Consider the following 22820-nt stretch of genomic DNA (forward strand, 5'->3'; position numbering starts at 1 on the left):
AGGGTGAAAAAGGAGTTGCAGCGCGCGGTACAAAAATCACGCCCACCTTTGCAGCAAGTTACACCCGGTTTGCTTTTCCAGTTCTGCAGCATGTTGCTCTATTCCCGTTATTTGGCCGCCGGCGGCCTCGTCAGCACCGATTCGCGCCAGCCCCAGCCCGGCACCCTGTTCTTCGCCCTCAACGGCCCCAGCTTCCGCGGAGCCGACTTTGCGCCGCAGGCGCTGGCCGCCGGAGCCAGCCACGCCGTGGTTGATGATGTGCTGCTGGCCGCTTCGGACCCCATCCATTACACCTACGCCCCCGACCCGCTGGTGGCCCTGCAACAACTGGCCCGGCACCACCGCCGGCAGTTCCGCATCCCGGTGCTGGCCATCACGGGCTCCAACGGCAAAACCACCACCAAAGAGCTGCTCACGGCCGTGCTGGCGCAGCAATTCAAGGTGCTGGCCACGATAGGGAACCTGAATAACCACATCGGCGTGCCGCTCACGCTGCTGCGCCTGCGCCAGGACGAGCACGACTTCGCCGTGATTGAGATGGGCGCCAACCACCGGGGCGAAATCGCGGCCTACTGCGAGTGGGCCGAGCCCACGCACGGCCTCATCACCAACATCGGCAAGGCTCACCTCGAAGGCTTTGGCGGGGCCGAAGGCGTGGCGCTGGGCAAGGGCGAGCTGTTCGACTACCTCACCCGCACCGGCGGCACGGCCTTCGTGAACACGCTGGATGCGCGCCTGCCGTCGCTGGCCGCGCAGGTACCCACCATCCTCACCTACCCCCGCGTGATGGATAATTACCCGGCCACGCTGCTCTCGGCCGCACCGGCGGTGGCCCTGCGCCTCGGTGATGGCACCGAAGTGGTGGCCCAGCTCACCGGCGACTACAACTTCCCCAACCTGGCCGCCGCCGCCGCCGTGGGCCAGTATTTTGGGATTTCAACCGATAAAATAGCCGCTGCCCTGACTCGCTACAACCCGCAGAACAACCGCTCGCAGCTGGTGCGCACGCCCGCCGGCAACGAGCTGGTGCTGGATGCCTACAACGCCAACCCCAGCAGCATGGCCGCCGCCCTGCGCAGCTTCGCAGCGCGCCCCGTGGCAGCCGGCCAAACCAAGCTGGTGCTGCTCGGCGACATGTTTGAGCTCGGCGACGAGAGTGCCAAAGAGCATGCAGCACTCGGCCAGCTGCTGGCGGAGCTGCCGCTGCCGCAGGTGCTGCTCATCGGCCCGGAAATGGCGCGGGCGGCGGCGCTGGCCCCCACCGCGCAGCACTTCGCCACCAAAGCCGAAGCGGCCGAGTGGCTCCGCGCCCATCCCGTGCGCAACCGCCAGGTGCTGGTGAAGGGCAGCCGCGGCATGGCCCTGGAAACGCTGGTGGAACTGCTGTAGCGAGTGACTGAGTGAGGGAGTGGCTGAGTGACGTTCCAAACAATCAATCAGCCACTCCCTCACTCAGTCACTCGCTAGAACGGGCTCACGAAATCTGTGAAGGCCGGCAGCTCATTGTCCTTGCCCGATACGAGTGGGTGTACTTCCGTGCCCCAGTTGATGGCCAGGTCGGCATCGTCCCAGCGCAGGCCGCCTTCGGTGGCAGGCGCGTAATAATCGGAGCACTTGTAGAGGAAGATGGTGTTTTCTTCGAGGGCCATGAAGCCGTGGGCGAAGCCGGCCGGAATGTAGAGCATATTGCCCCGCTCGGCGGCCAATTCCACCATCTGGTGCTGGCCGTAGGTGGGCGACTCACGGCGCAAATCCACGGCTACGTCGAGGGCGCGGCCATGGCCCACGCGCACCAGCTTGGCCTGGGCGTGGGGCGGGCGCTGGAAGTGCAGCCCGCGCAACACGCCTTTTTTGGAGTTCGACTGGTTGTCCTGCACCCAGTGGGCGGCAGCACCGGCCTCGGCCATGAGGCGCTCGCAAAAGGTTTCGAAGAATACGCCCCGGTCGTCGGCAAAAACGCGGGGGGTAAACTCAATCAGGCCGGCGAGGGGAAACATCTTTACTTCCATTGGGACAAAGGTAGAAGGTTGGGGAAGATGATTTGACCCGTTTAGGCCGAAAAAAGAATGGTCCTGCTCAGCTTGGCGACGCATCTCTACTGCATAACGCAATCCAATCGAATGGTTTGCTAAAGCGGCAGAGATGCGTCGGCAAGTTCAGCTGGACCGTACTATCAGGGTGAAAAACCATTTACTTCCGCGGCACGGCTGCTACTGCCGAGATGTACTTGTCGAGCACCAGCCGCTCGTCAAACTTGGTTTCGGCCAGGTAGCGGCTGTTCTGGCCCATGCCCTGCAGGTCGGCGTCGCTCAGGCGTAGCACTTGCAGCATTTTGGCGGCCAAATCTTCGCCGTTGCGCACCTGGCAGAGGTAGCCGTTGCGGCCGTCCACCACGGTTTCGCGGCAGCCGGGCACGTCGGTGGTCACGATGGGCTTGCCCACGGCCGCCGCTTCGAGCAGGGTTTTGGGGGTGCCTTCGCGGTAACTGGGCAGCACCACGCAGTCGGCGCGGTGCAGGTGGGCGGCCACGTCGTCGGAGCGGCCCAGGTATTCGATGTCGCCGCTCAGCAGCCACTCCTCAAACGTGGCGCGGGGCACGCCCACGCCGCCGGCCTCATCGAGCCCGCCCAATAGTTGGATGCGGGTGCCGGGCACGGCCCGACGAATGATTTTGGCCGCTTCGAAATATTCGACCACGCCCTTTTCATACAGCACCCGCGCCACCATCAGAAACACGAACGGGGTTTGGCGTACGAAGCTGGCGGCGGGCCGGAACTTGATGGTATCCACGCCGGAGCCGGGCAGCAGGTCGGTGATGCCGCGCTTCACCAGGCCGTTATCGAGGAAAAGCTGCCGGTCGTCGCCGTTCTGGAAAAACACCTTGGCCGGGAAGCGGAACGCGAAGCGGTAAAGGCCCAGTGCCACCTTGCTCACAAAGTTTTTGATGATGAACACCGTGCCCAGCCCGCTCACGTTGTTGATGCTGGGAATGCCCGCGATGCGCGCCGCAATGCTGCCGTAGATGTTGGGCTTGATGGTGTAATGCAGCACCACGTCGGGCTGCTCGCGCCGGTAGATGCGGTAGAAACGGCGTGTGAGGGCGGCGTCCTTGATGGGGTTGGTGCCCTTGTTTTCCATTAGAATGGGCACGAAGCGGCAGCCCAGCTCGGTTTCGAGGCGCGCCGAGTAGTCATCGGGCGGGGCAATGGCCAGCACTTCGTGGCCGGCGGCCTGCAGGGCCCGCACGAGGCTGGCACGGAAATTCCAAATATTCCAGCTGGTATTGATGACGATGGCGACGCGCAAGGGAGTGGCTGAATGAGAGAGTGACTGAGTGAATGGGGGCAAAGGTCGGGCCTACGAGGGTTAGAGTCGTGCGGTTATTTCACCTGCTCACTCAGTCACGTCCTCACTCATTCACGCTTTCGCCGGTACTTTGTGAGCTCTTTGCGTGTTGTGCCTGCTATGAACCTTCGTCTTTCGGTCTTTTTGTTTGTTTTGGCGCTGCTGCCGCAATTGGTTTCGGCTGCGCCACCCACGCTGCCTGGCCAGGCCATTTTCCAGAAAAACTGCGTGCGCTGCCACGGGGCCAACGGCAAGCGCGGCCTCAACGGCGCGCACGACCTTACCAAGAGCAACCTCAACGAATTTGGCCGCACCTACCTTGTCACCAACGGCATGGGCAAGATGCCGGCTTTCGGCAAAAGCCTCACGCCAGCCCAGGTGCAGCAGGTGGTGGCGTATTCGCTGACGCTGAAGTAACCGTTTTGTCATGCAGAGCGCAGCGAAGCATCTTTACCGCGCAACGCAATCAAAAGAATTACCATTGAGGTAAAGATGCTTCGCTGCGCTCTGCATGACTGTCGTTATGCTCGGCGTAACGTTCTTTTTGGCCAGACTTGCGTTTACTAGCTCCTGACCTATACAATACTGACAACAACTTCCCATGGCAACTACCCAATCCGGCGGCCGCAAGCCCGGCAACAGCACCCGCCACATCGGCGCCGTCGACGGCGTGAAAGGCCGGGCCGGCCGCATCCTGCTAAAGGCGACCGACAACGGCACCTACGAAACCGCCAAAGAGCACGAAACCGCCGTGCTCGTCTCGGTGCCCCCGCGCCGACAGTCCGAAGCGCAAACTACCGAATACCTTGACGAGCTGGCGTTTTTGATTGAAACGGCCGGCGCTACTGCCACCAAGCGCTTCGTGCAACGGCTCGAAAAGCCCGACATCCGCACGTATGTGGGCGAGGGCAAGCTGGCCGAAATCAAGGCCTATGTGCAGCACGAGGGCACCAGCATGGTCGTGTTCGACGATGACCTCTCCCCTTCCCAGCTGCGCAACCTGGAAGCCGAGCTGCTGGTGAAAATCGTGGACCGCTCGCTGCTCATTCTCGATATTTTCGCGCTGCGGGCCAAGTCGGCCACCTCGCGCACGCAGGTCGAGCTGGCGCAGTACCAGTACTTATTGCCCCGCCTCACCGGCCTCTGGACTCACCTTGACAAGCAGCGCGGCGGCGTGGGCATGAAGGGTCCGGGTGAAACGGAAATTGAAACCGACCGCCGCATCGTGCGCGACCGGATTGCCTTTCTAAAAGAGAAGCTCGAAGACCTCGACAAGCAGAGTCACACGCAGCGCAAATCGCGCGGCGGCAGCATCCGGGTGGCGCTGGTGGGCTACACCAACGTGGGCAAAAGCACGCTCATGAACGTGCTGGGCAAGGCCGAAGTGTTTGCCGAAAACAAGCTGTTCGCCACCGTAGACGCAACCACGCGCAAAGTCGTGCTCGACAACACGCCGTTTCTGCTATCTGATACGGTTGGGTTTATTCGCAAGCTGCCTACCAAGCTGATTGAGAGCTTCAAGAGCACGCTGGATGAGATTCGCGAAGCCGATTTGCTGCTGCACGTCGTGGACATCTCGCACCCCAATTTCGAGGAGCAGATTCAGGTGGTGAACGATACGCTGGGCGACATCGGCGCGGCTGACAAGCCCATGCTGTTGGTGTTCAACAAAATAGACCAGTACAAGCCGGACGGCGCCGAACAGGACCCCTTCGGCGAAGTGCTGGATGCCGAGGACGATGGCACCGCACCGCGCCCACCGCTGGAGCAGCTGCAAGCCACCTACATGGCCAAGCTGCACGACCCAGTGGTATTCGTGTCGGCCCAGGACCGCACCAATCTGGACGAGCTGCGCGAGTTGCTGGGCAAGCGCGTGGCGGCCCTGCATCAGCAGCGCTACCCCTACCAGGCCAATAACTGGGGCGGCGAGTAGCCCAGTCAGCCCGGCGGCATTATCAAAATGTTGCCGGGCCGGGCAGCGATGAACGTTACGTGAATATTAGCGTAAGAAAAAGGCCGGGCCTCATCAGGCGCGGCCTTTTTCTTATGATTCAGGTGCGTTTTTTCCGTTTAAGCTGCCTGTTGCTGCTGGGTTTGGGCCGGGCCGCCGCACAGGATATTCCGGTGTACCCGCCGCCCGCGCCGCTCGATACCACTGGGGCGTCCGATGCCCAGACGTTTGCCAACTCGCAGGTGGTGGGCATGGGACCGAGCAAGGGCCTCATTGTGAAATACGAGCGGATTCCGGGCAACTTCAGCCTGAAAAGTACGGCCGTGGGCGGCTCGGCCGACTACAATACTCAGGTCAGCAAAAACGCTAACCTCGTCGTGAAGGCCTACGCACCGCTGCTCAACCACCCGCACCTCAAGCTCATTCTGGGCCTGAACTACGACCGGCAGGAGTTCCAGTTCAGCACGCCCGCCACCACCGACCAGTATGGCCTCTACAGCAACATCGAGAACAAGGGACTGAGCATCATCGGCGCGCAGCTGGCCGTTATCCGGCCGGTGGATGCGGTGCACTGGTACCTCTTGCGCACCAAAACCGAGCTCAACGGCGACTACAATTCCGACGAGCTCAGCGTGAGCGACTACCTCAAAGTCACTTCCGAATTCATTTACGGCTGGAAGCGCAGCCCCACCTTTGCCTGGGGCCTGGGCGTGCAGCTGGGCTACACGCTGGGCCGCCAGAGCATCTACCCGGTGCTGGTGTATAACCGCTCCTTCAACCCGCGCTGGGGCGTGGAGGCTCTGTTTCCGGCCCGGGTGCTGGTGCGGCGCAACCTTTCGCCTAGCTCGCTGCTGTTTGCCGGCTACGAGGTAGCCAGCAACAACTACAACCTCAAACTGCGCACACCTTTTCCCGCGCCCAACAACCCCAAAGTCACTTCGCTGGAGCTGCGTCAGATTGACCTGAAATTCCGCCTGCGCTACGAGCACGAGCTGCTGTCCTTCCTCTGGACGGGCATTGAGGCCGGATACCGCTACAACTACGCGTTCAACGCCTTCGACCGCACCAACAACACCCGCGACCGCCTCATCAACAGCCGGCTGGGGAGCACGCCTTACGCCAGCCTCGACCTGTTCATCGTGCCGCCCCGAAAGCTGCTGCAAAAAGCCGAGCGCAGACGGAAGTAGCTTACTTATTTACCCGAAAAACCGGGGCCGTCGGTCCGCAGAAACGCCCTCAGTGAGGAGGCTTCTGCGGACCGACGGCCCCGGTTTTGTGCTGTAAAGCTACGCTGAGCGCTAAATCCCGAAGTTATACACCGCCTTCAGGTATACGAAGGCCCCGTTAAAGCCCATTTGCACCGGGGCGTAGGGGTACACGTCGTGGTTGGTCGGAAAGGGCGACGGCACGCCGTAGCGGCCCTGGAAATAACGCTCGAAATCGCTGCGGCTGGCGAAGCCGCCGGGGGCCACGCCGTTGGAAGCCGCTTCGTTGAGGGTACTGGGCTTCACGTTGAACAGGTTCTGCGCGCCCACGGTCAGCGTCAGGGCTTTGGCAGGCTGGTAGCTGACGAGCAAATCGGTCACGGTGCGGGGTTTGAACACCAGCAGGTAGGCGCCAAAATCATACACAGACGGGTCAGGAGCCACGTCGTAGTATTTCACCTGGCCGAAATAGGTATTGCGCAGGCCCACCCCGAATTTGCCGACGTTGTAGTTTATGCCGAGCAGGATTTTGCTGGCTGGGTTGCCGGTTTCGATGAGCGACAGCTGGCGCGGGTCGATGTAGTTGGTGGTCGGGTTGTCGTCGGTTTGCAGGTTGCTGAAGTTGGCCGGAATGTTCTGGGCGCGGGTGCGGGTCTGGTTGAAGTTAGCCGCGGCGGTCACCGTGAGCTGGCCTTTGCCCAGGGCCTGGTGGTAGCTGCCCACCACGTCGATGCCCTGCGTGCGGGTGTCCAGGTCATTGGTGAAGAACTGGGCCTGGCTCACGCGGTTGTTGGCCAGCACCTGCGCAAACTCCGGGCTGATGCCCGAGCCCGGCCGCAGCAGGCCCGAGAGCGTGATGCGGTTGTCGATGTCAATCAGGTACGCATCGGCCGTGAGCGAGAACGACGGTGTCGGCGTCAGCACCAGACCGGCGCTGTAGCTCCGCGATTTTTCGGGCGTCAGGGTCGGCACCTGGGCTTTCAGGGTCAGCTCGTCCTGGTTGTTGAAAATGCCGGCGTACACCACCCCGCTCACGCCCGGGCGCTGCGTAATCTGGCGGTAGAGCGCCTGCTGGAGCGACGGCGCCCGAAAGCCCGTGTTGAAGGCGCCGCGCACGGCCAGAAAATCCGTCACCTTCAGGCGCGTCGTGGCCTTGTAAATGAAGGCCGAGCCGAAGGTGGAATAGTTCTCGTAGCGCAGGGCGCCGCTCACGCTCCAGCGCTTGGTTACGTCGGCTTCCACGTCGAGAAAGGCGCCCACGTTGGTGCGGCTGCCCACTACCGCCGAAGCTTCGCCAAAGCCGCTGAAGCCCTGCGCGCCCTGCTGGGCCAGCGAGTTGTTGTCGTACTCGGCCTCGGCGCGCTCGTCGCCGCGCAGGATTTGGTAGCGGTCGGCCCGGAACTCACCGCCGAAGGCCACGTTGGTGCCGGCCAGCACTTTATCGAAGAAGCGGTTGGCCGTGGCGTTGGTCACGTTTTGCAGAAACTGAAAGCCGCCGGCGTTGGCAAACACCGTGGGCGACTCCGAGCCCAGCGACGCATTCAGGGTGTTGGCCAGGTCGTAGCTCATCCGGTTGTAGCCGGTGGTGTTGCTCAGGTCCAGCGTCCAGTGGTTGGGGCCGCTGCGGCCCAGCACCACGCCCACCGTGCCGGCACCGTCGTGGATGCGGGTGTTCACCTCGGGCTGGTAGCCGTACGGGAACAGCTCCTTCACTACCTCGTTGGGCTGGGTGGCAGGCAGCACCCACGGCGTGTTGGCCTGCCCCCGGCGGAAGTTATAGCTGCCGAAACCGTAGAAGGCCAACGCATCCGACACTTCAACGCGGGCATTGAACAAGCCCCGCACGTTGCGCACGCGGGCATCGCCGTTGTGCTGCTCAAAGTCCTTATAGGTTTTGCCGGCGGCCGCCAGCGCGGCCTGCTCGGCGGCGGGGTTGTTGGCCACAAACACGGGGCTCACCAGCGGGTCGCGGGCGTAGCCGCGGGTGGTGCGGCCCCGGTAGTCGGCGTCGGCCGTCAGGTTCAGAAAGCCCTTCTGGCCCAGCCGGAAGCCTTTGTTCACGCCTAGCAGCGTGGCCAGGCCGTCGCCCTCCGAGGTGATGCCCGAGTTCAGCAGCACGCTGCCGCCGTGATTGTCGCTCTTCAGGTTGATGTTCATCACGCCGGCAATGGCATCGGAGCCGTACTGGGCCGCCGCCCCGTCGCGCAGCACTTCCACGCGCTCCACGCCCAGGCTGGACAGCGTGTTGAGGTCGGTGCCCACGCTGCCCAGGCCGCGGTTGCTCAGCAGGTTTACCAGGGCGGTGGTGTGACGGCGCTTGCCGTTCACGAGCACCAGCATCTGGTCGGTGCCCAGGCCGCGCAGGCTGGCCGGGTCCACGTGGTCGGAGCCGCCGGCCGCCGTCTGGCGCGTCGAGTTGAAGGCCGCCACCGTGTATTGCAGCAGCTGCGTGAGGTCGGTCTGGGGCACGGTGCGCACCAGCTCGCTCATTTCCACCACGTCAACCGGCACCGCCGATTCCAGGGCGGTACGGTCGCTGCGGCGCGTACCTACGGCCACCGTTTCCGGGTTCAGCGTCACGGTGAGCACGGTGGCCTCGCCAGCTTTCAAAAACACGTTGGTAATGTTCTGCACCCGGAAGCCGGGCTGCTGCACCTGCACCACGTAGGGCCCGCCGGGCACCAGCCCGGCAATGGTGAACGTGCCCGTCGGGCCGGCCTGTACCGTGCGGCGTTGGCTGGTAGCCAGCGAGATGATGGACACCGAAGTGTTGGGCTGCACCTGCCCCTGAGCGGAGGTGACTTGCCCGGTCAGACTCGATGAGCTGCCAACAGCAGCGGCTCCGGTGCTCCCGTCGGGAGTGGTAGGCGTTTGGGCCTGGGCGGTGGCCGGCAGCAGCGCCGGAGTTAACGAAACTCCTAATAAAAAGCAGCGCAGGGTAAAATTATTCATGCAAAAACGTGAAAAGGAAAAAAATATAAAAATTAAAAATGCTGAGGCGAAAACAGAGAAAGAGGACTGAAAGTGACGAGTTTTTAGCTCCGTTGCAAATCGGAATAATCTTATTTATATTTTATAAACAGACAATTGGCAATTCATTACTGTCCAGGTAAAGCATTGTTTTGACTACTAAAGTGGAAAACCGCTTTTTGTCCCAAAATGGGAAATCAGGTGGTTAATGCGACGTCAGACGGTAATTTATGTCTCCGTTCTGGAATACTACCGTAAACCTTTTTATTTTGTTTAAGTTATAGGCACAATAACTTAAACTTTTCTTCAAGTCCATTTTAAACACAATCTTTTAACCCACATGAAAAAGTCCTACATTTTCTTTCTAGCATCCGCATTGAGCCTCTTTACTGCTTGCAGCAAGGACGACGCCACCCCTACCGCTAACACGACGACCAATCTGACGGCCACCATCAACGGGGCGCAGCAGGTACCGGCCAACAACACGACTGCCGCCGGAGCCTTTGCGGGCGTGTACACCAGCAGCAATAAGCTGCTTACGTATACGGTCACCTTTTCGGGTTTTACGCCTTCGGCAGCTCACATCCACTCTGGTGCACCGGGCGTCAACGGAGCGGTGGCTATTCCGTTCTCTTCGCTGACTTCGCCCATCACGGGCACGGTGACGCTCACGGATGACCAGGCAAACCAGCTGCTCAACAATGGCATGTACGTGAACATGCACTCGACGGCTTTCCCGAACGGCGAGATTCGCGGCGACATTAAAAAGCAGTAAGTAGCCGGGGCTTACCGGCTACTTAGTAACTCCGTTAAAAAGGCCCGCTATTAGCATAGCGGGCCTTTTTTTGCAGTAGCTAACCAGCCCACGCTACGATTTCCGCTGGCGGCGCTTCATGCCTTTCAGCCACGCGTAGGTGGCTTCCTGCGCCCGCAGGGGCTTTTCGCCTTCCGGTGCCGGAATGAACGCATTCTCGAAATCGCGGGCCTTCACATTATCGTGGCGCTGGAAATCGAGCAGCTGGCGCACTTCGGCGCGCAGGCTTTCGTCGAGGATGGGGAAGGCAACCTCCACCCGCCGGTCGAGGTTGCGCGTCATCCAGTCGGCCGAGGACACGTAGACTTTTTCCTCGCCGCCGTGGCCGAAAACGTACACCCGGCTGTGCTCCAAAAACCGGTCGACGATGCCGCGCTGGCTGATGTTTTCGCTGAAGCCAGGCTGGCCAGGCACCAGCCGGCCAATGCCGCGCACGATGAGCTCGACGCGCACGCCGGCGTGGCTGGCCTCGTAGAGCCGGGCAATCATGCCCTCGTCCTCCACGGCATTCACTTTGAGGATGATGTAGGTGTCGTGGCCTTTTTTGGCCTGCTTAATTTCGTAGTCAATCAGGGCGTTGAGGCCGGGGCGCAGGCCAAAGGGCGCTACCAACAGCTGCTTCAGCTCGGGCACCACGCTTTGGTCGCGCAGGTACTCAAACACGGCGGCCGACTCCTGCGTCAGCCGCTCATCGGCCGTGAACAGGCCGTGGTCGGTGTAGAGGTCGGCGGTGCTTTCGTTGAAGTTGCCGGTGCTGAAATAGCCGTAGCGGCGCGTGGTTTCGTCGGCCTCGCGGCGGGCAATAAGCAGCAGCTTGCTGTGCACCTTGAGCTCGGGCGGGGTGAAGACGACGTGCGCGCCGGCCCGCTTCAGCTTATCGGCCCAGAAAAGGTTGGATTCCTCATCGAAGCGGGCTTTCAACTCAACGACTACCGTGACCTGCTTGCCATTTTTGGCCGCTTTCAGCAGGGCTTTCACCACGGCGCTTTTGCTGGCCACGCGATAGAGCGTGATGCTGATGCTGGGCACGCGCGGGTCGGCGGCGGCTTCGCGGAGCAGCCGGCACACGTAGTCGAACGACTGGTAGGGCGGGTGCAGCAAGTGGTCGCGCTGCCCAATGGCCGCCAGCAGGCTGCCCGTGCGCGGCAGCGTGGGATGCGGCAGCGCCGGTCGCGGCGGGTAGTGAAAGTCGGGCTCGCCAAAATCGGGGAAGCCGAAGAAGTCGCGGAAGTTGTGGTAGCGGCTGCCTTCCACCAGCTCCTCGTCGGTGATGCCGGTTTTCTGCTTGATGGCGCGCAGGACTTCCTTTGGCATCTGGGGGTCGAAGAGCATGCGGGCCGGGAAGCCGGTGGCGCGCTTGGCCAGGCTACTGCGGATTTTCTCCATCAAGTCGCCCGACACCTCTTCTTCGATGTCCAGCTCGGCATCGCGCGAAAGCTTCACGGCATTGACTTCCACTTTCTCATACGCCGGGAACAGGCTGGGTGCCCCCACCCGGATTACGTCGTCCAGAAACAGCACGTACCGCTCCTCGCCCTCGTCGGGCAGGCGCACGAAACGGCTGCCGTGGCGCTTGGTGGGCAGCTCCATTATCAGCACCCGCTCGTCGGCGTGCTTGCTTTTGGCCTTGCTGGCGGCGTGCGGCTGGCTCAGGAAAAAGGTGAGGTAAACGGCCTGGTCCTTGAGGAAGAGATGGTGCAGGGTGTCGTCGAGCACCACGGGCGAGAGCAGGTCGCGCACGTTTTTGTCGAAGTAGCGGGCCGTCCACTCGCGCTGCTGGTCGGTGAGCTCGGCCTCGGTGAGCAGGTGAATGTGATGACGGTTGAGCTCGGGCAGCAGCTGCTCCCGGAACGTGGCCCCAAATTCCTCCTGCTGCCGCGCCACTTCGGCCAGCACTGCCTTGAGCTGCCGCTTGGGGCTTTCGCCGAGCCTGGCGCGAGTTTTCTTCTTCAGCTTCGTCAGCCGCCGCAGCGTGGCCACCCGCACCTTGAAAAACTCATCCAGATTGCTGCTGAAAATGGCCAGGAACTTGAGGCGCTCCAGCAGCGGCACGGCATCACTCTGGGCTTCTTGCAGCACGCGGGCGTTGAAACGCAGCCAGCTCAGGTCGCGGGAAAGGGTTTTCATGAGGCGGGTTTTGTCATTGCGAGGGCTGCGCCGGTCATTGCGAGGAGGCACGACGAAGCAATCCGTCCTGTCAGGGCCAGACACTTCCCTGAGCGACCAGCTTACTTCGTTGAGTTTCGCCCTTTACGGCTGTATTCGCAAAAAGGCTTGTCGCGGAAGAAAATGTCTGGTGTTGACAGGACGGATTGCTTCGCTACGCTCGCAATGACAAGCACGGTGCTCGCAGTGACAGCCTTGGTCCCTACTCCACGTTGCGCGGGTAGTCGTAGAAATAAAACTCGGCGTTCACCTTGCTTATTTCGGCCCAATGGTCGCACTCGAAGCGTAGGCAGACCACGGCGGCAGTGGGCATCTCGTTGAGGCTGGAGGGCGACAGCGCGTTGGCCGTTTCGGTAATGGTGGGGTTGTGGCCCACCACCAGGGCCGAGGCGGCCGAATCGGGCAAATCCTTGATGATGGCGAGAAAATCGTCCACGTCGGCCCCATAGATGCCGGACTCCACCACAATCTTATCGTGCGGGTACTGCATTTCGCGGGCCACCAGCACGGCCGTGCTCATGGCGCGCACGGCGGGCGAGCTCACGATGATATCGGGGCAGATGCGGCGCTTGGCCAGGGCCTGGCCCATCAGGGGGGCATCGTCGCGCCCCCGGTCGTTGAGGGGACGTTCCTGGTCGCTGAGCTCATCGAAGCTCCAGCTGGATTTGGCGTGGCGAAGTAGATAAAGCGTTTTCATGGAGGCGAAGCTAGTGGCGTTTGGCTTACATCAGGCATTAGGAAAAGGTTATGAGGGGGAACAGGATAACTGTTTGCACACGGGTAGTCATGCAGAGCGCAGCGAAGCATCTTTACCGCTTCGTTGAGCCGATTGATTTACTACTGCGGTAAAGATGCTTCGCTGCGCTCTGCATGACTGTTCTAAATGGTTCTCCCGACTTCCAGGCAGCCGCAATGAAAAAGAGCCCCGTCGCCAAACCGGCGACGGGGCTCTTTTACGGTCATTCACCTTATTCAACAATTAGCTTTTTCACCACCATTCCCATTTCCGTCGTCAGGCGCAGGGAGTAGATGCCGGGCGTCACGTTGGATAGCGGCAACACATGAGCCGCCAGGCCCGCAGACAGCACCTGCCGACGCATCACCCGGCCCAGGGCATCAACCAAAGCCACCATTACCGGCTGGCGGCTCAGGCTGAGCGGCAGCTCGATGGCTACCTGATTTCTGGCCGGGTTGGGGTATACCGCCACTTGCTGCGCCAAAGCCGCTGAGGCAACAGCCAGCGCCGACCGGGCCGAGAACACCAGCTCAAAGCGCGTGGTGTTGAGCGCGGCGGCATTAGTCACGGTGAACTGGTAAGCGGCCTGCTGCGTGAGGTCGGTGAGGGTGCCGAGCTGCACGTCGCGCAGGTACACGGCGGTGGTGCTCAGGTTCAGCAGCTGGGTGGCGGTGAGGGTGTAGGTGCCGGCCTGCGGCACGCCCACGGCCAGCGGTACCACGCGCTGAGCGGTGCCCAAAATGGGCTGGCCGTCGATGCTGAGGTTGTGGCCAGCCAGGCCGGTGGAGAGGTTGAGGCCGGAAGGATTGGGCAGTTTCCCGGCATCATAAGCGGCATCAAACCCACTGGTGGCCCCGCTTTCGAAATATACGGTGGCCTCATCCACCAGCGGGCGGCCGGCGCCTTGCAAGGTGAGCTGCACCAGAGGCCGGGTTTCGACCGTGGCGCGCTGGAAGGTAGTGGGGCTGGGCGTGGTCAGGCGCTGGCCGTTGCGGAAGGTGAGGGTGGCCGACGACTGGCCGGCCGCCACGCGGGCAAAAAACGCCTGCCCCACCGGCAGCACCGGGTTGCCGACGTTGTTGACGTAGCTGCGGTACTGCCCCGCGTACTGGGCGCTGCTGCCAAACACGTAGATGGCATCTTCCAGGCCGGCGCGGTCGGCGGGGGCTACCCGCGAGTAGTCGAGCGGCGCGGGATAGGGGTTGCCCAGCAGATGCCAGCCGCCGTCGGGGTAGCTGGCGCGGTTGCTGGGCAGGGCCAGCTGCTGGTCGCCGCTGGTGAGGGTGCCCTGGAAATCGACCAGTTCCCCGGCCCCGATGTTCACGGTGTAGCCCCGGCCCACGGCCAGCGCATCGGTCAGCGTGGTCGGCGAGAACCAGCCTTTATCGAAGCTGCTCATGGTGTTGGTGAGGGCCAGGCGGCTGTCGTCGTAGCCGTACACGGTCGGGAACGGTCGCACACTGCCGGGCGCGGCGGCCGAATTGTAAGCCGGGTTTACCACCGGCGCGAAGCTGCCGCCGCTGGCCGTGGTGGCCAGGTCGGCCACGGTGGTGTTGCTCACCGGGGCCGTGTACTGGCGGTAGCCCAACCCGGCGTTCAGGCTTGGGTCGATGGCGCGCTGCACCGTGGCAGTGCCCAGCACCGCGCCGCCGCTGTTCACCACCAGGGCATCGGTGGCCACGCCATTGCTCACGCTGGAAAGCAGCGTCAGGGCCTGGCCGTTGGTGCTGAGGCTGCCTTGCAGCGTGAGCACGCCCCGCAAGCAGGCGGCACTGCCCAACGTGGCCCCGGCCGGTCCCACACTCAGGTTCTGGAACGTGAGCACGCTGCCGCTGCCCAGGGTCTGGCTGGCGGGGCCACTGGTGGCCAGGGTGCCGCCGGTGGCCGTGTAGCTGCCGTTGTTAATGAGATTACCCGTCAGGCTGAGCGTGCCGCCGCTCTGGTCCACGGTGGTTTCGGCGTTGATGGTGAGGTTGCGGGCCGTGGCCGTGCCGGTGCTCAGCAGCGGGTAGCGGGTGCTGGCGTTGGTGGGAATCAGGGCATCGGTGGTGGCCGTGGGCACGCCGCCGGTCCAGTTGGCGGCCTCAAACCAATCGGTGCTTACTGCGCCGGTCCACAGCGTGGCAAATTCAAACGCGCCCAGGTCGGGCGCCGCGCCGCTGTAGGGAAGGCCCACGTCGATGCCGGCGTCAATGAGCCGGCTGCCGGACGCCAGGCGCAGGGTAGAAACCACGGGCATGCTGCCGTCGGCCTGGCGCGGGGCGCGCAGCCGGGTGGTGTCGAGACTTACGAAGTCGCTGGCACTCACCGTTACCCCCACGTTGTTGGGGCCGAAGGTGTTGTGGTCGATGGTGCACTGGGTGGGGTCGTAGTTGATGAAGTCGTTGCCCGTCACGGCCGGGCTGTAGCTGATGTTGTTTTGCACCACGTGGTTGTAGCCGGGCACGTCGGACTGGTAGTTCGACGCGCGGTTCAGCATGTTGAAATTGGCGCTGCTCGTCCCCCCGCCGTTCCGGTAGGCCGTGTTGTTGATGAAAGTGACGCCGCCGGGGTGGTGGTTGGCGTAAAACCCGTTCGACTTGTTGCGCACCGACACACAGCCGCGCACGATGTTGCGCGGAATGGTGGCGGGCACGCTGGGCGTGGTGGAGGTGCCGTAGCCACCCGTTTTGAAGCCGTTGCCGTCGCCCCGGCTCACGAACTTGGGCGTAAACCCGTTGTAGAATGCCCAGCAGTTCTCAAACGTCGTTGCAGCGAAGGCCGAGATGCAGTCGTAGCCGTCGTCGCTGTTTTGCCAGGCGCGGCAGCCGCGAAACACGTTGCCGGTGTAGGTGGGCTGGTTGGGGTGGCAGCCGAAACCGTCCACGTTGCCGCCGTTTTGGGTGCCGGTGGAGTTGGGCACGTTGATGTCGTCGTTGTTGCGGTAGGCGTCGCAGTTCAGAATGAGATTATTCGGGCCCCGGGTCAAATAAAAGCCGATGGCTTGCCCATCGTGCATGCTCAGCCGCTCGTAGATGTTGTTGCCAAACTGCCCGCTCTGCGAAAAGCAGATGGACAAGGTATTGACGGTGCTGGCCACCCGCGGCACTCGCAAGCCCACCACTTCCAGCCCCCGCAGGTGGATATACGAGCCCGTGACCTCAAACGCGCTGAGCCGGTAAGGGGCCGGCACGGCACCGGGGTTGGCCACGGGATTGGTGTCGGTGATGCCGGGGTCGACGCCGGCGTAGTTGAACACCGGCTGCTCGCCCGGGTAGGCCCAGTAGTTGATGCGTCCGGCCGTTGCCGAGCCGCTTTTAGTCAGGTACGTGATGTAGGCGTAGGAACCGGCGGCGGCAGTGGAGTGCCCCGATATGTTTGTGTTATTCATCATGTACGTGCCGCCGCGGATGTACACGGTGTCGCCGGCCGACACGGCCGTCTGGGCCCGCTGAATGGTGAGGAAGGGTTGTTGAATGGTGCCGCTGTTGGTGTCGCTGCCCGTGGGGGCCACGTAGTACCGGGCAGCAATTGCCGGGCGAAAGCTCAGCGCCAGCAGGAGGGCAAGAAAGTAGTGTTTGTACATAGTGGGGATGGGAAATGGATGATGAGTTGAACTTACCCGCTTCCTTTGCCCACACTCTCCTGCACTGTTCTGACTGCCCCTCAATCACTTCGTCAGGAGAGGCCCGCAGCCGAAGCAAGCGCCGCCCGGCTTACCTTTTCCCGATTCTTTTCCATCTCGCCCACACCTCCCGGGCCGGTTTATGCCCGGCCCAACCACTGCCCCAGGCCCGGCAACCTGCGCTCACCTGCTCCCATGCTCCCCTCCTACCTCCGCCGCTTCCAGCACCTGCGCGTGGCCACCAGCCGCCAGCACGGCGAAGCGCCCTACAAGCCCGCCCTGCTGCTGGCCGTGCTCGAAGGCATTGCCGACGGCTCCATCCAGGGCAACCGCATCGAAATTACGCCCGAGCTCATCGCGGCCTTCAAAGCCATTTGCACCGATTTGGGCACCTCCGCGCTGTTCACGGCCGCCAACTTCGCGCTGCCCTTCTACCACCTGCGTTCCGACGGCTTCTGGCACCTGCACACCTGGCCCGGCCTCGAAATTCTGCTCACCCGCTCGGGCTCCATCCGCAGCTTCCGCCACCTGCGCGACGTGGTAGCCTACGCCGCGCTCGATGCCGACCTCTGGCAACTACTGCAAGACCCCACCCAGCGGGCCGCCTTCACGCAAGCCCTGCTCACGCGCTACTTCCCCCAAACGCAGGGCCGCTACCGCGCCCGCGCCGGGCAGGAGGCGCTGGCCGGCATCCGCCGCCAAATGCTGGAAGAGCCCGCCGCCGAGTACCGCGCCCACCTGCACCTGGCCGACGAGCTGGACCTGAACGTGCGCAGCGGCGTGTTCAAGCGCGTGGTGCTCGAAGCCTACGACTACACCTGCGCCGTATCGGGCCTAAAGCTGCTCAGCACCCGCAGCAGCCCCGTGCCGCTGCTCGATGCCTGCCACATTGTGCCCTGGGCCGTGAGCCACGACGACACCCTGCCCAACGGCCTCGCGCTGTGCCCCAACCTGCACCGCGCCTTCGACCGCCACCTGTTCTGGATTGACGCCGACTACCGCGTGCGCCTGGCCGAGGATTTCGGCGAGCTCAGCGGCGGCGACTACGGCGTGCGCCGCTTCGAGGGGCAGGAGCTGCGGCTGCCCCACCGGCCGGAGTGGTGGCCGGGGCGGGAGAATCTGAGGGCACAATGTACGGGTACACACTAATTCTCGCACTACTGTCTAAAGTGCTTCTGAACATAGCCTATCAAGCCATCACGCATTAAAAAGAAGTTCTAATGGTATGCAGCAATACATCCCCCTCTTGCCCTTTGCGCCGGCTGCCTTCCAGAAAACAATTTAGGAAACCCGTCACCTTCTGCGCAGAAAGAGCATAAGCTCCAGATATATTCATACGGTGGTAATTTCCGCCGCCATGACCAGGCCCTATTGATTCTTTTGCACCAATAACTGTACAGCACACGCTCAGCTTCTCACGACTTAGAAAATCCCGAAGAAAGTCTTCGCGTAGCAGAAGCGCCGTTGGTCCATTTTGATGTACTGTAGGGTCGAATGCTACTAGCCGATTTTCTGCATCAACATAATCTGCGCCATTGCCTGTCCAGCGCAAGGCCATTTTCTCTATCAATTCAGGCCGTAATAGGTTTAACGAAACAGTTTCATCGATTGAGCAGTCAAAACCACCCGAGCTGTCTGAATAGTCAAAAGGAATAACCTGCACATCGACAGGACAGTCCTTTCTTGGCCTTTCCCATACTTCTCTATCATAGTATTCCCGCTGAAAATAATTTGAAGCAGGCGACCAACTGTGTTCACCAAGAAACATTTCGCTAAAATTATTTGCATCTGGCATCCATTGTCCTAGGAAATCAACGGTTTCTGCCCACTGCATGAATGCTGAAACATCATCTTCTCGCACAAGGTATCCAGTAGTTATATACCAAATCCGTCGTTTTTCTACATCCATAGAATCGAGGTCGGGTGGTGTAGGCTCGGCCCAGCTGAAATGACCAGCAGCATTGAGCCATTGAGAGGAGTCTTCTTGCCGAGACACAAGCAGTAAATTTTCTACTGTGGGCAAATCCTGCCATTGAACTACCCAATCCTTTGCTTTTGCCGCTTCGCCCCAATGTCCTTGCTCTTGCTGCCCCCACCATGCTGGGGCGTGTGAAACCCAAGACGTACCGCCCGTAATGGAGCGCAAGGTATTTGAGGGGTCAAGGTCACGGATGCTGGGCTGCCAAGGCCCTTCATATATCCTTACTTTCTCCTCCGAAGAAAACCGCTCATAAAACTGATAATGGTCAGCTAGAAACGCCATCATTTCATGAAAGGCAATCCACTGGTATTTTTTGCCTATCCGCTCTACTTTGTGTGCTTCACGACCATGGTACCCTATTGTGATATTATCAAACTGACCGAAAAGCTCAGAAGACCAGCCTAAGTCAAACACACGCCAAATAATGTAGTTCTGAACCTTTCCTAATTCAAACTGCGGAGCACGGCGCACCTCATAATTAGATGCTGCGTTATCATATATACCAGCAAGCTGTTGAGCGTGCTCATCTGTCAAAGTGCTGTCTAACTCAGCCAATCTGGCTTCACGCTCGGCGCTTTCCACAGTGGTTTTTGCATCTACTTGTGCTATCAATTCAGCATACTCAGGCGAGTCATCCTCGAAGAAAGCCCACTGCTTAGGAAGTTCTTCTTGTTCATCAAGCATCTTCTTAAGATGCCTGTACGATGCAGCTTCTAGTTCTTCTTTTGCTTGCTGAAAAGCGCTCCAAGCTTCTTGTTCGATTTCTGAGAGATTTTCAGCAAAATCTTCTAGTTGTTCGTTAGTGCTTTTCGGAATAGTCCACTCAGGCTCATTCAGAAGTATTGCTAACCAATCGTCTATTGCGGGCTCTATAACATATCGACTGAAGTCATCGTGTATTACCGATTCTTTGATGCGGTCACGGCCCCATGTCTCCCTACCATTAGATTCTCCAGTCGCTACTTCAGGAAATAGCAAGGCAATTTCTTCGTCAGTTGGAATGGTAGGCCAGCTACTTACATAAGGTGGACGTATTAATTTAACTTCAATAGAAATATCAGCCTCTAAAAACAGAGCTCTTTCAATTACTCCACGGGCATAGTCTCGCAATAGGATATGAACTGGCGGCCTTTTATCAGCAAAAACGCGGTTGTAAACGATAAAGGCAAGCTTCCCAGTTTCCGTTTTATCATTGCTGCGCATAGCCACCCCGTAGGCAACTGCATAAATACGTTCTGTCACGTATGGGTCATCCACATCTGCAAACCGCTCAACTAATCGGCCTGCAGCTTCCAGCTTCCCAGTCAGCAGGCTAATAAGCCCCTTTGTTGCTCTGTCACGCAAGAATCTGTTTGAAGAAGTAAGCATCCATGCGAGGGCAACAGCACATAAATCAACTGCTGGCTCATCAAGAACAGTAGAGGCTGTGATAGCAGATGACCAGTCTACCAACCGGTCAACGGCGCTGTGCCTATCCCATAGGTTATGCAGGTCGATACTCCACCAAGCATCGCGTTCGGGCATTGTAGAAGTTCTAAGCTTTCGGTCAAGAAACCCTGCATTGAAAGGATGGTCAGGCAGCGTTGCGACAGTAAGCAGCATATCGAGCGTTTTCGCCCATTCATTATCCGTTCTGTTGAATTCGTTCAATGCATCCCGGGTCCTATCAGAAAATGCCTTAGTAGAGCGCCAGACGATGCTTTGACGAAAAGCATCAGCGTTCCAATATTCTATAACCGCAGGTGCCAGTTCTGATAATTCCCGGTTGGTACGTTCAGGTACCTGAATGAACATTGCTTCCAGCAAACCCGATTGAAACCTGCTATCAGTGTTCCATATCAGAGCCAATGGCGCGCCTTCTGCAAAATCAGAAGCTGCATCAGTAGAAGTTAAGTGAGTATCTAGAAGAACCTTTACCCATAGGTGGTCAGCCAACCGTTCGTAGGAAATAAAAACCACCTCCTCACGTCTTTCCTCAGAGTGCCCACTATGGGGCGCTTCCTCAATTAAAACGCCTTCTGTTACCAACCCGTGATATAAAGAACGACGAAAATCACGGTTAGGCAGCAGTTTATCAACGACAGCAGTTGCCTCTGTCAGCGTGAGCCAACGTTCATCCTTTTTAGCAACTTCTTGGGCAAATTCTTCCAATGCCCTGCTCACCAAATTTTGTTTTGGCTGATAGTCTAAAGACTCCGACAGCTTTTTATTAATACCTGTCAAATAGAGGTCAAACGTTGCCGTAATGCCATGGAATCCTCTTGGTAAGCGACGCAGATTTTTTGCCTTCAATCCCTCGCATAAAGTCTTTAAAAAAAGCGGATTCTGAAATTCTGGAGCCAGCAGCGGGGTAGAAGGCAGTTCTAAGCCGTAATGGATAAAAAAAGCCTTTGTCGCATCATACTCGTGTCCCGAAAAACCTTCGTGTGTTACTTGACAAGCTTGGTCACGCACCGATTGAGGCAAGATGTAATCTTTATAGGAAGAACGTACTGATAGAACAATGCCCAGCCAAGGCGACCTGAATGCTTGGACTAAAAATGAAGCTACGTTACTTGGCCAGATTGCTCTACCGTTTCCCTCGTTAATGGCATCAACCATTAGTAGCAAGCGGCTATTAGCTACTTGAGCAGCCGACTCCAAAGCTCCTACAACTTCCTCCACGCTGACCATTGCCAAATCAAGTTGTTGTAAGGCTTGAATCCATGGCCCTTCTGTACCAATAAAGAGTTGGCCCATCAGTAGTAGCGTTGGCCTTCCAGCAGCAACTCTATCTTTTGCGATATCGCATAGAAGGTGTGTCTTGCCGCTACCAGCAGCACCGCTCAGTATCATTAGACTATGATTGGCTACACTTCTAGCCTCCCATATCCTATTATTTGCTTCTCGCAGAGATTTAGTGAGTCGTGATATATCGTACCGCAAGCTCCTAAAAGGGTCGGTATCGGATGTTTTTTTTGTGCGTTCTGGCCTGGACTTAAACTCTTGTTCCAATAGCTGACGCTCAATCTTATCTGTGCATTCCCTTGTGCTTGAAATGAGTTCGATAATGGGTGTGAGAGGCAATTCGCCAATAGGCTGCAATTGAAGGCTGCCTAGATGCGAGAGAACACTTCCGATTGAGCTAGTAAGCTCTGTAAGAGCAGATTCAATACCGCTTTCCTCTACGACATCTTTTGATGGATAAAGCCGCCTATGAGTTTCCCTGATATCTTTCGCTAAGGCTTTTATACCATTGAAAAATCCTTCCGTGCGACCAAATGCTTCAAATTTTTCAGCTATTGGCAAGTTCAGGTTAAGCTCTGGGGTGTAGCGAGTGCCAGCGGTGTCAATAGTCTCTTCCAAACGAGACTTAAACCAATTTTCGTCAAAAACCTTAGTATCGAACCAAAAGCGGACTCTCCCTACATTAACTGGCTTAGTCAGTAGGTTTATAATTTCATGCGAACCCCAATAGGTAAACTCTACAGTCATTCCTTTTGCTTGTGCTAGCCCTGTCCACTTCTGAACGTAGCCATTCCACGTTTGCATTGCTGATTGTCGCTTGTCGATGCGCCCGTCTGGCCGGTCAAGGGGAACACATATAAAGTACCGCACAAGATTGGGATGCTTCTTAAGTGCGGTCTTTACTGATTCGTCTAGTTGCTGCCATTGTGAACTTCCGAAAGAATCGAAGTATTTGGACTGCCATCCCCATTCGCTTCCATCTTCAAGAACAGCGAAGCATTCTACCCCAGCATCTGGTGTGCCTTTCCGCTCAAAGCGAGATTTGGTAGGTTTCTCAACCCTGGCTAATTGAGCACACAATTCCTCAAATCCATCTTTTTTGTCACCATTCAGTGGACGGATAGCGCTTAGGTCAATATTAAGCTTATTCATATGCTTCTCAAACCAGGCAATAGTTACTGCCTTTACACGAAGATGCTCAGAAACACAAAAGAAGCCCCGGCCGCCCACGCAGCCGGGGCTTCTTCTTGCTCCCTCAGCAACTCATGTTACATTCCTCCCAAAAAATAAAAGCCACGTAACATCCGTTGTTACGTGCCGG

The 22820-nt window shown here is 59.2% G+C and carries 13 protein-coding genes; 6 read left to right on the forward strand and 7 right to left on the reverse strand.

The window, feature by feature from the left end; all coding sequences use genetic code 11:
- The first annotated feature begins 90 nt into the window (after positions 1–90).
- Positions 91–1389 (forward strand): UDP-N-acetylmuramoyl-tripeptide--D-alanyl-D-alanine ligase, encoded by a 1299-nt coding sequence (locus ACYU7Q_RS17565; protein ID WP_460610724.1) that lies wholly within the window; start codon positions 91–93, stop codon positions 1387–1389.
- A 74-nt stretch (positions 1390–1463) separates the two neighbouring features.
- Here the strand turns inward: ACYU7Q_RS17565 and rfbC are convergent, their stop codons facing one another.
- Positions 1464–2009, reverse strand: coding sequence for a dTDP-4-dehydrorhamnose 3,5-epimerase family protein (gene rfbC, locus ACYU7Q_RS17570; protein WP_460610725.1), 546 nt, complete (start codon positions 2007–2009; stop codon positions 1464–1466).
- Positions 2010–2190: 181 nt separating this feature from the next.
- Complete coding sequence (locus ACYU7Q_RS17575) at positions 2191–3306, reverse strand: glycosyltransferase family 4 protein (RefSeq protein WP_460610726.1); 1116 nt, start codon at positions 3304–3306, stop codon at positions 2191–2193.
- A 159-nt stretch (positions 3307–3465) separates the two neighbouring features.
- Between ACYU7Q_RS17575 and ACYU7Q_RS17580 the strand changes: the two genes are divergently transcribed.
- The 3 genes from ACYU7Q_RS17580 (at position 3466) to ACYU7Q_RS17590 (ending at position 6483) form a co-directional block, all read left to right on the forward strand.
- Positions 3466–3762 (forward strand): c-type cytochrome, encoded by a 297-nt coding sequence (locus ACYU7Q_RS17580; protein WP_460610727.1) that lies wholly within the window; start codon positions 3466–3468, stop codon positions 3760–3762.
- A gap of 184 nt (positions 3763–3946) precedes the next feature.
- Positions 3947–5278 (forward strand): HflX GTPase family protein, encoded by a 1332-nt coding sequence (gene hflX, locus ACYU7Q_RS17585; protein WP_460610729.1) that lies wholly within the window; start codon positions 3947–3949, stop codon positions 5276–5278.
- A 122-nt stretch (positions 5279–5400) separates the two neighbouring features.
- Positions 5401–6483 (forward strand): hypothetical protein, encoded by a 1083-nt coding sequence (locus tag ACYU7Q_RS17590; RefSeq protein ID WP_460610730.1) that lies wholly within the window; start codon positions 5401–5403, stop codon positions 6481–6483.
- A 111-nt stretch (positions 6484–6594) separates the two neighbouring features.
- Here ACYU7Q_RS17590 and ACYU7Q_RS17595 read toward each other — a convergent pair whose 3' ends face one another.
- Positions 6595–9453, reverse strand: coding sequence for a TonB-dependent receptor (locus ACYU7Q_RS17595; RefSeq protein WP_460610731.1), 2859 nt, complete (start codon positions 9451–9453; stop codon positions 6595–6597).
- A gap of 394 nt (positions 9454–9847) precedes the next feature.
- Between ACYU7Q_RS17595 and ACYU7Q_RS17600 the strand changes: the two genes are divergently transcribed.
- Complete coding sequence (locus tag ACYU7Q_RS17600; RefSeq protein WP_460610732.1) at positions 9848–10246, forward strand: CHRD domain-containing protein; 399 nt, start codon at positions 9848–9850, stop codon at positions 10244–10246.
- 93 nt (positions 10247–10339) lie between these two features.
- Here the strand turns inward: ACYU7Q_RS17600 and ppk1 are convergent, their stop codons facing one another.
- From ppk1 to ACYU7Q_RS17615, 3 genes are all read right to left on the reverse strand, one after another.
- Positions 10340–12412, reverse strand: a complete 2073-nt coding sequence (gene ppk1, locus ACYU7Q_RS17605; protein ID WP_460610733.1) for a polyphosphate kinase — start codon at positions 12410–12412, stop codon at positions 10340–10342.
- A 241-nt stretch (positions 12413–12653) separates the two neighbouring features.
- Entirely contained in the window at positions 12654–13148 is a 495-nt protein-coding gene (locus ACYU7Q_RS17610) for a SixA phosphatase family protein (RefSeq protein ID WP_460610734.1), read from the reverse strand.
- Between the two features lie 271 nt (positions 13149–13419).
- Entirely contained in the window at positions 13420–16752 is a 3333-nt protein-coding gene (locus ACYU7Q_RS17615; protein ID WP_460610735.1) for a T9SS type A sorting domain-containing protein, read from the reverse strand.
- Between the two features lie 234 nt (positions 16753–16986).
- Here ACYU7Q_RS17615 and ACYU7Q_RS17620 point away from each other — a divergent pair, with 234 nt between their 5' ends.
- Complete coding sequence (locus ACYU7Q_RS17620) at positions 16987–17940, forward strand: HNH endonuclease (protein WP_460610736.1); 954 nt, start codon at positions 16987–16989, stop codon at positions 17938–17940.
- Between the two features lie 55 nt (positions 17941–17995).
- Here ACYU7Q_RS17620 and avs2 read toward each other — a convergent pair whose 3' ends face one another.
- The gene (gene avs2 / locus ACYU7Q_RS17625; RefSeq protein WP_460610737.1) at positions 17996–22651 is read right to left on the reverse strand and encodes an NACHT domain-containing protein; all 4656 of its coding nucleotides are present in this window, start codon (positions 22649–22651) and stop codon (positions 17996–17998) included.
- Positions 22652–22820: the final 169 nt, after the last annotated feature.

This window comes from Hymenobacter terrigena (genome assembly GCF_054776515.1).

Coding starts and splice junctions, on each gene's coding strand:
- ACYU7Q_RS17610 (WP_460610734.1), bottom strand. CDS start 13,148: ATGAAAACGCTTTATCTACTTCGCCACGCCAAATCCAGCTGGAGCTTC.
- ACYU7Q_RS17565 (WP_460610724.1), top strand. CDS start 91: ATGTTGCTCTATTCCCGTTATTTGGCCGCCGGCGGCCTCGTCAGCACC.
- avs2 (WP_460610737.1), bottom strand. CDS start 22,651: ATGAATAAGCTTAATATTGACCTAAGCGCTATCCGTCCACTGAATGGT.
- ppk1 (WP_460610733.1), bottom strand. CDS start 12,412: ATGAAAACCCTTTCCCGCGACCTGAGCTGGCTGCGTTTCAACGCCCGC.
- rfbC (WP_460610725.1), bottom strand. CDS start 2,009: ATGGAAGTAAAGATGTTTCCCCTCGCCGGCCTGATTGAGTTTACCCCC.
- ACYU7Q_RS17615 (WP_460610735.1), bottom strand. CDS start 16,752: ATGTACAAACACTACTTTCTTGCCCTCCTGCTGGCGCTGAGCTTTCGC.
- ACYU7Q_RS17580 (WP_460610727.1), top strand. CDS start 3,466: ATGAACCTTCGTCTTTCGGTCTTTTTGTTTGTTTTGGCGCTGCTGCCG.
- ACYU7Q_RS17620 (WP_460610736.1), top strand. CDS start 16,987: ATGCTCCCCTCCTACCTCCGCCGCTTCCAGCACCTGCGCGTGGCCACC.
- ACYU7Q_RS17595 (WP_460610731.1), bottom strand. CDS start 9,453: ATGAATAATTTTACCCTGCGCTGCTTTTTATTAGGAGTTTCGTTAACT.
- hflX (WP_460610729.1), top strand. CDS start 3,947: ATGGCAACTACCCAATCCGGCGGCCGCAAGCCCGGCAACAGCACCCGC.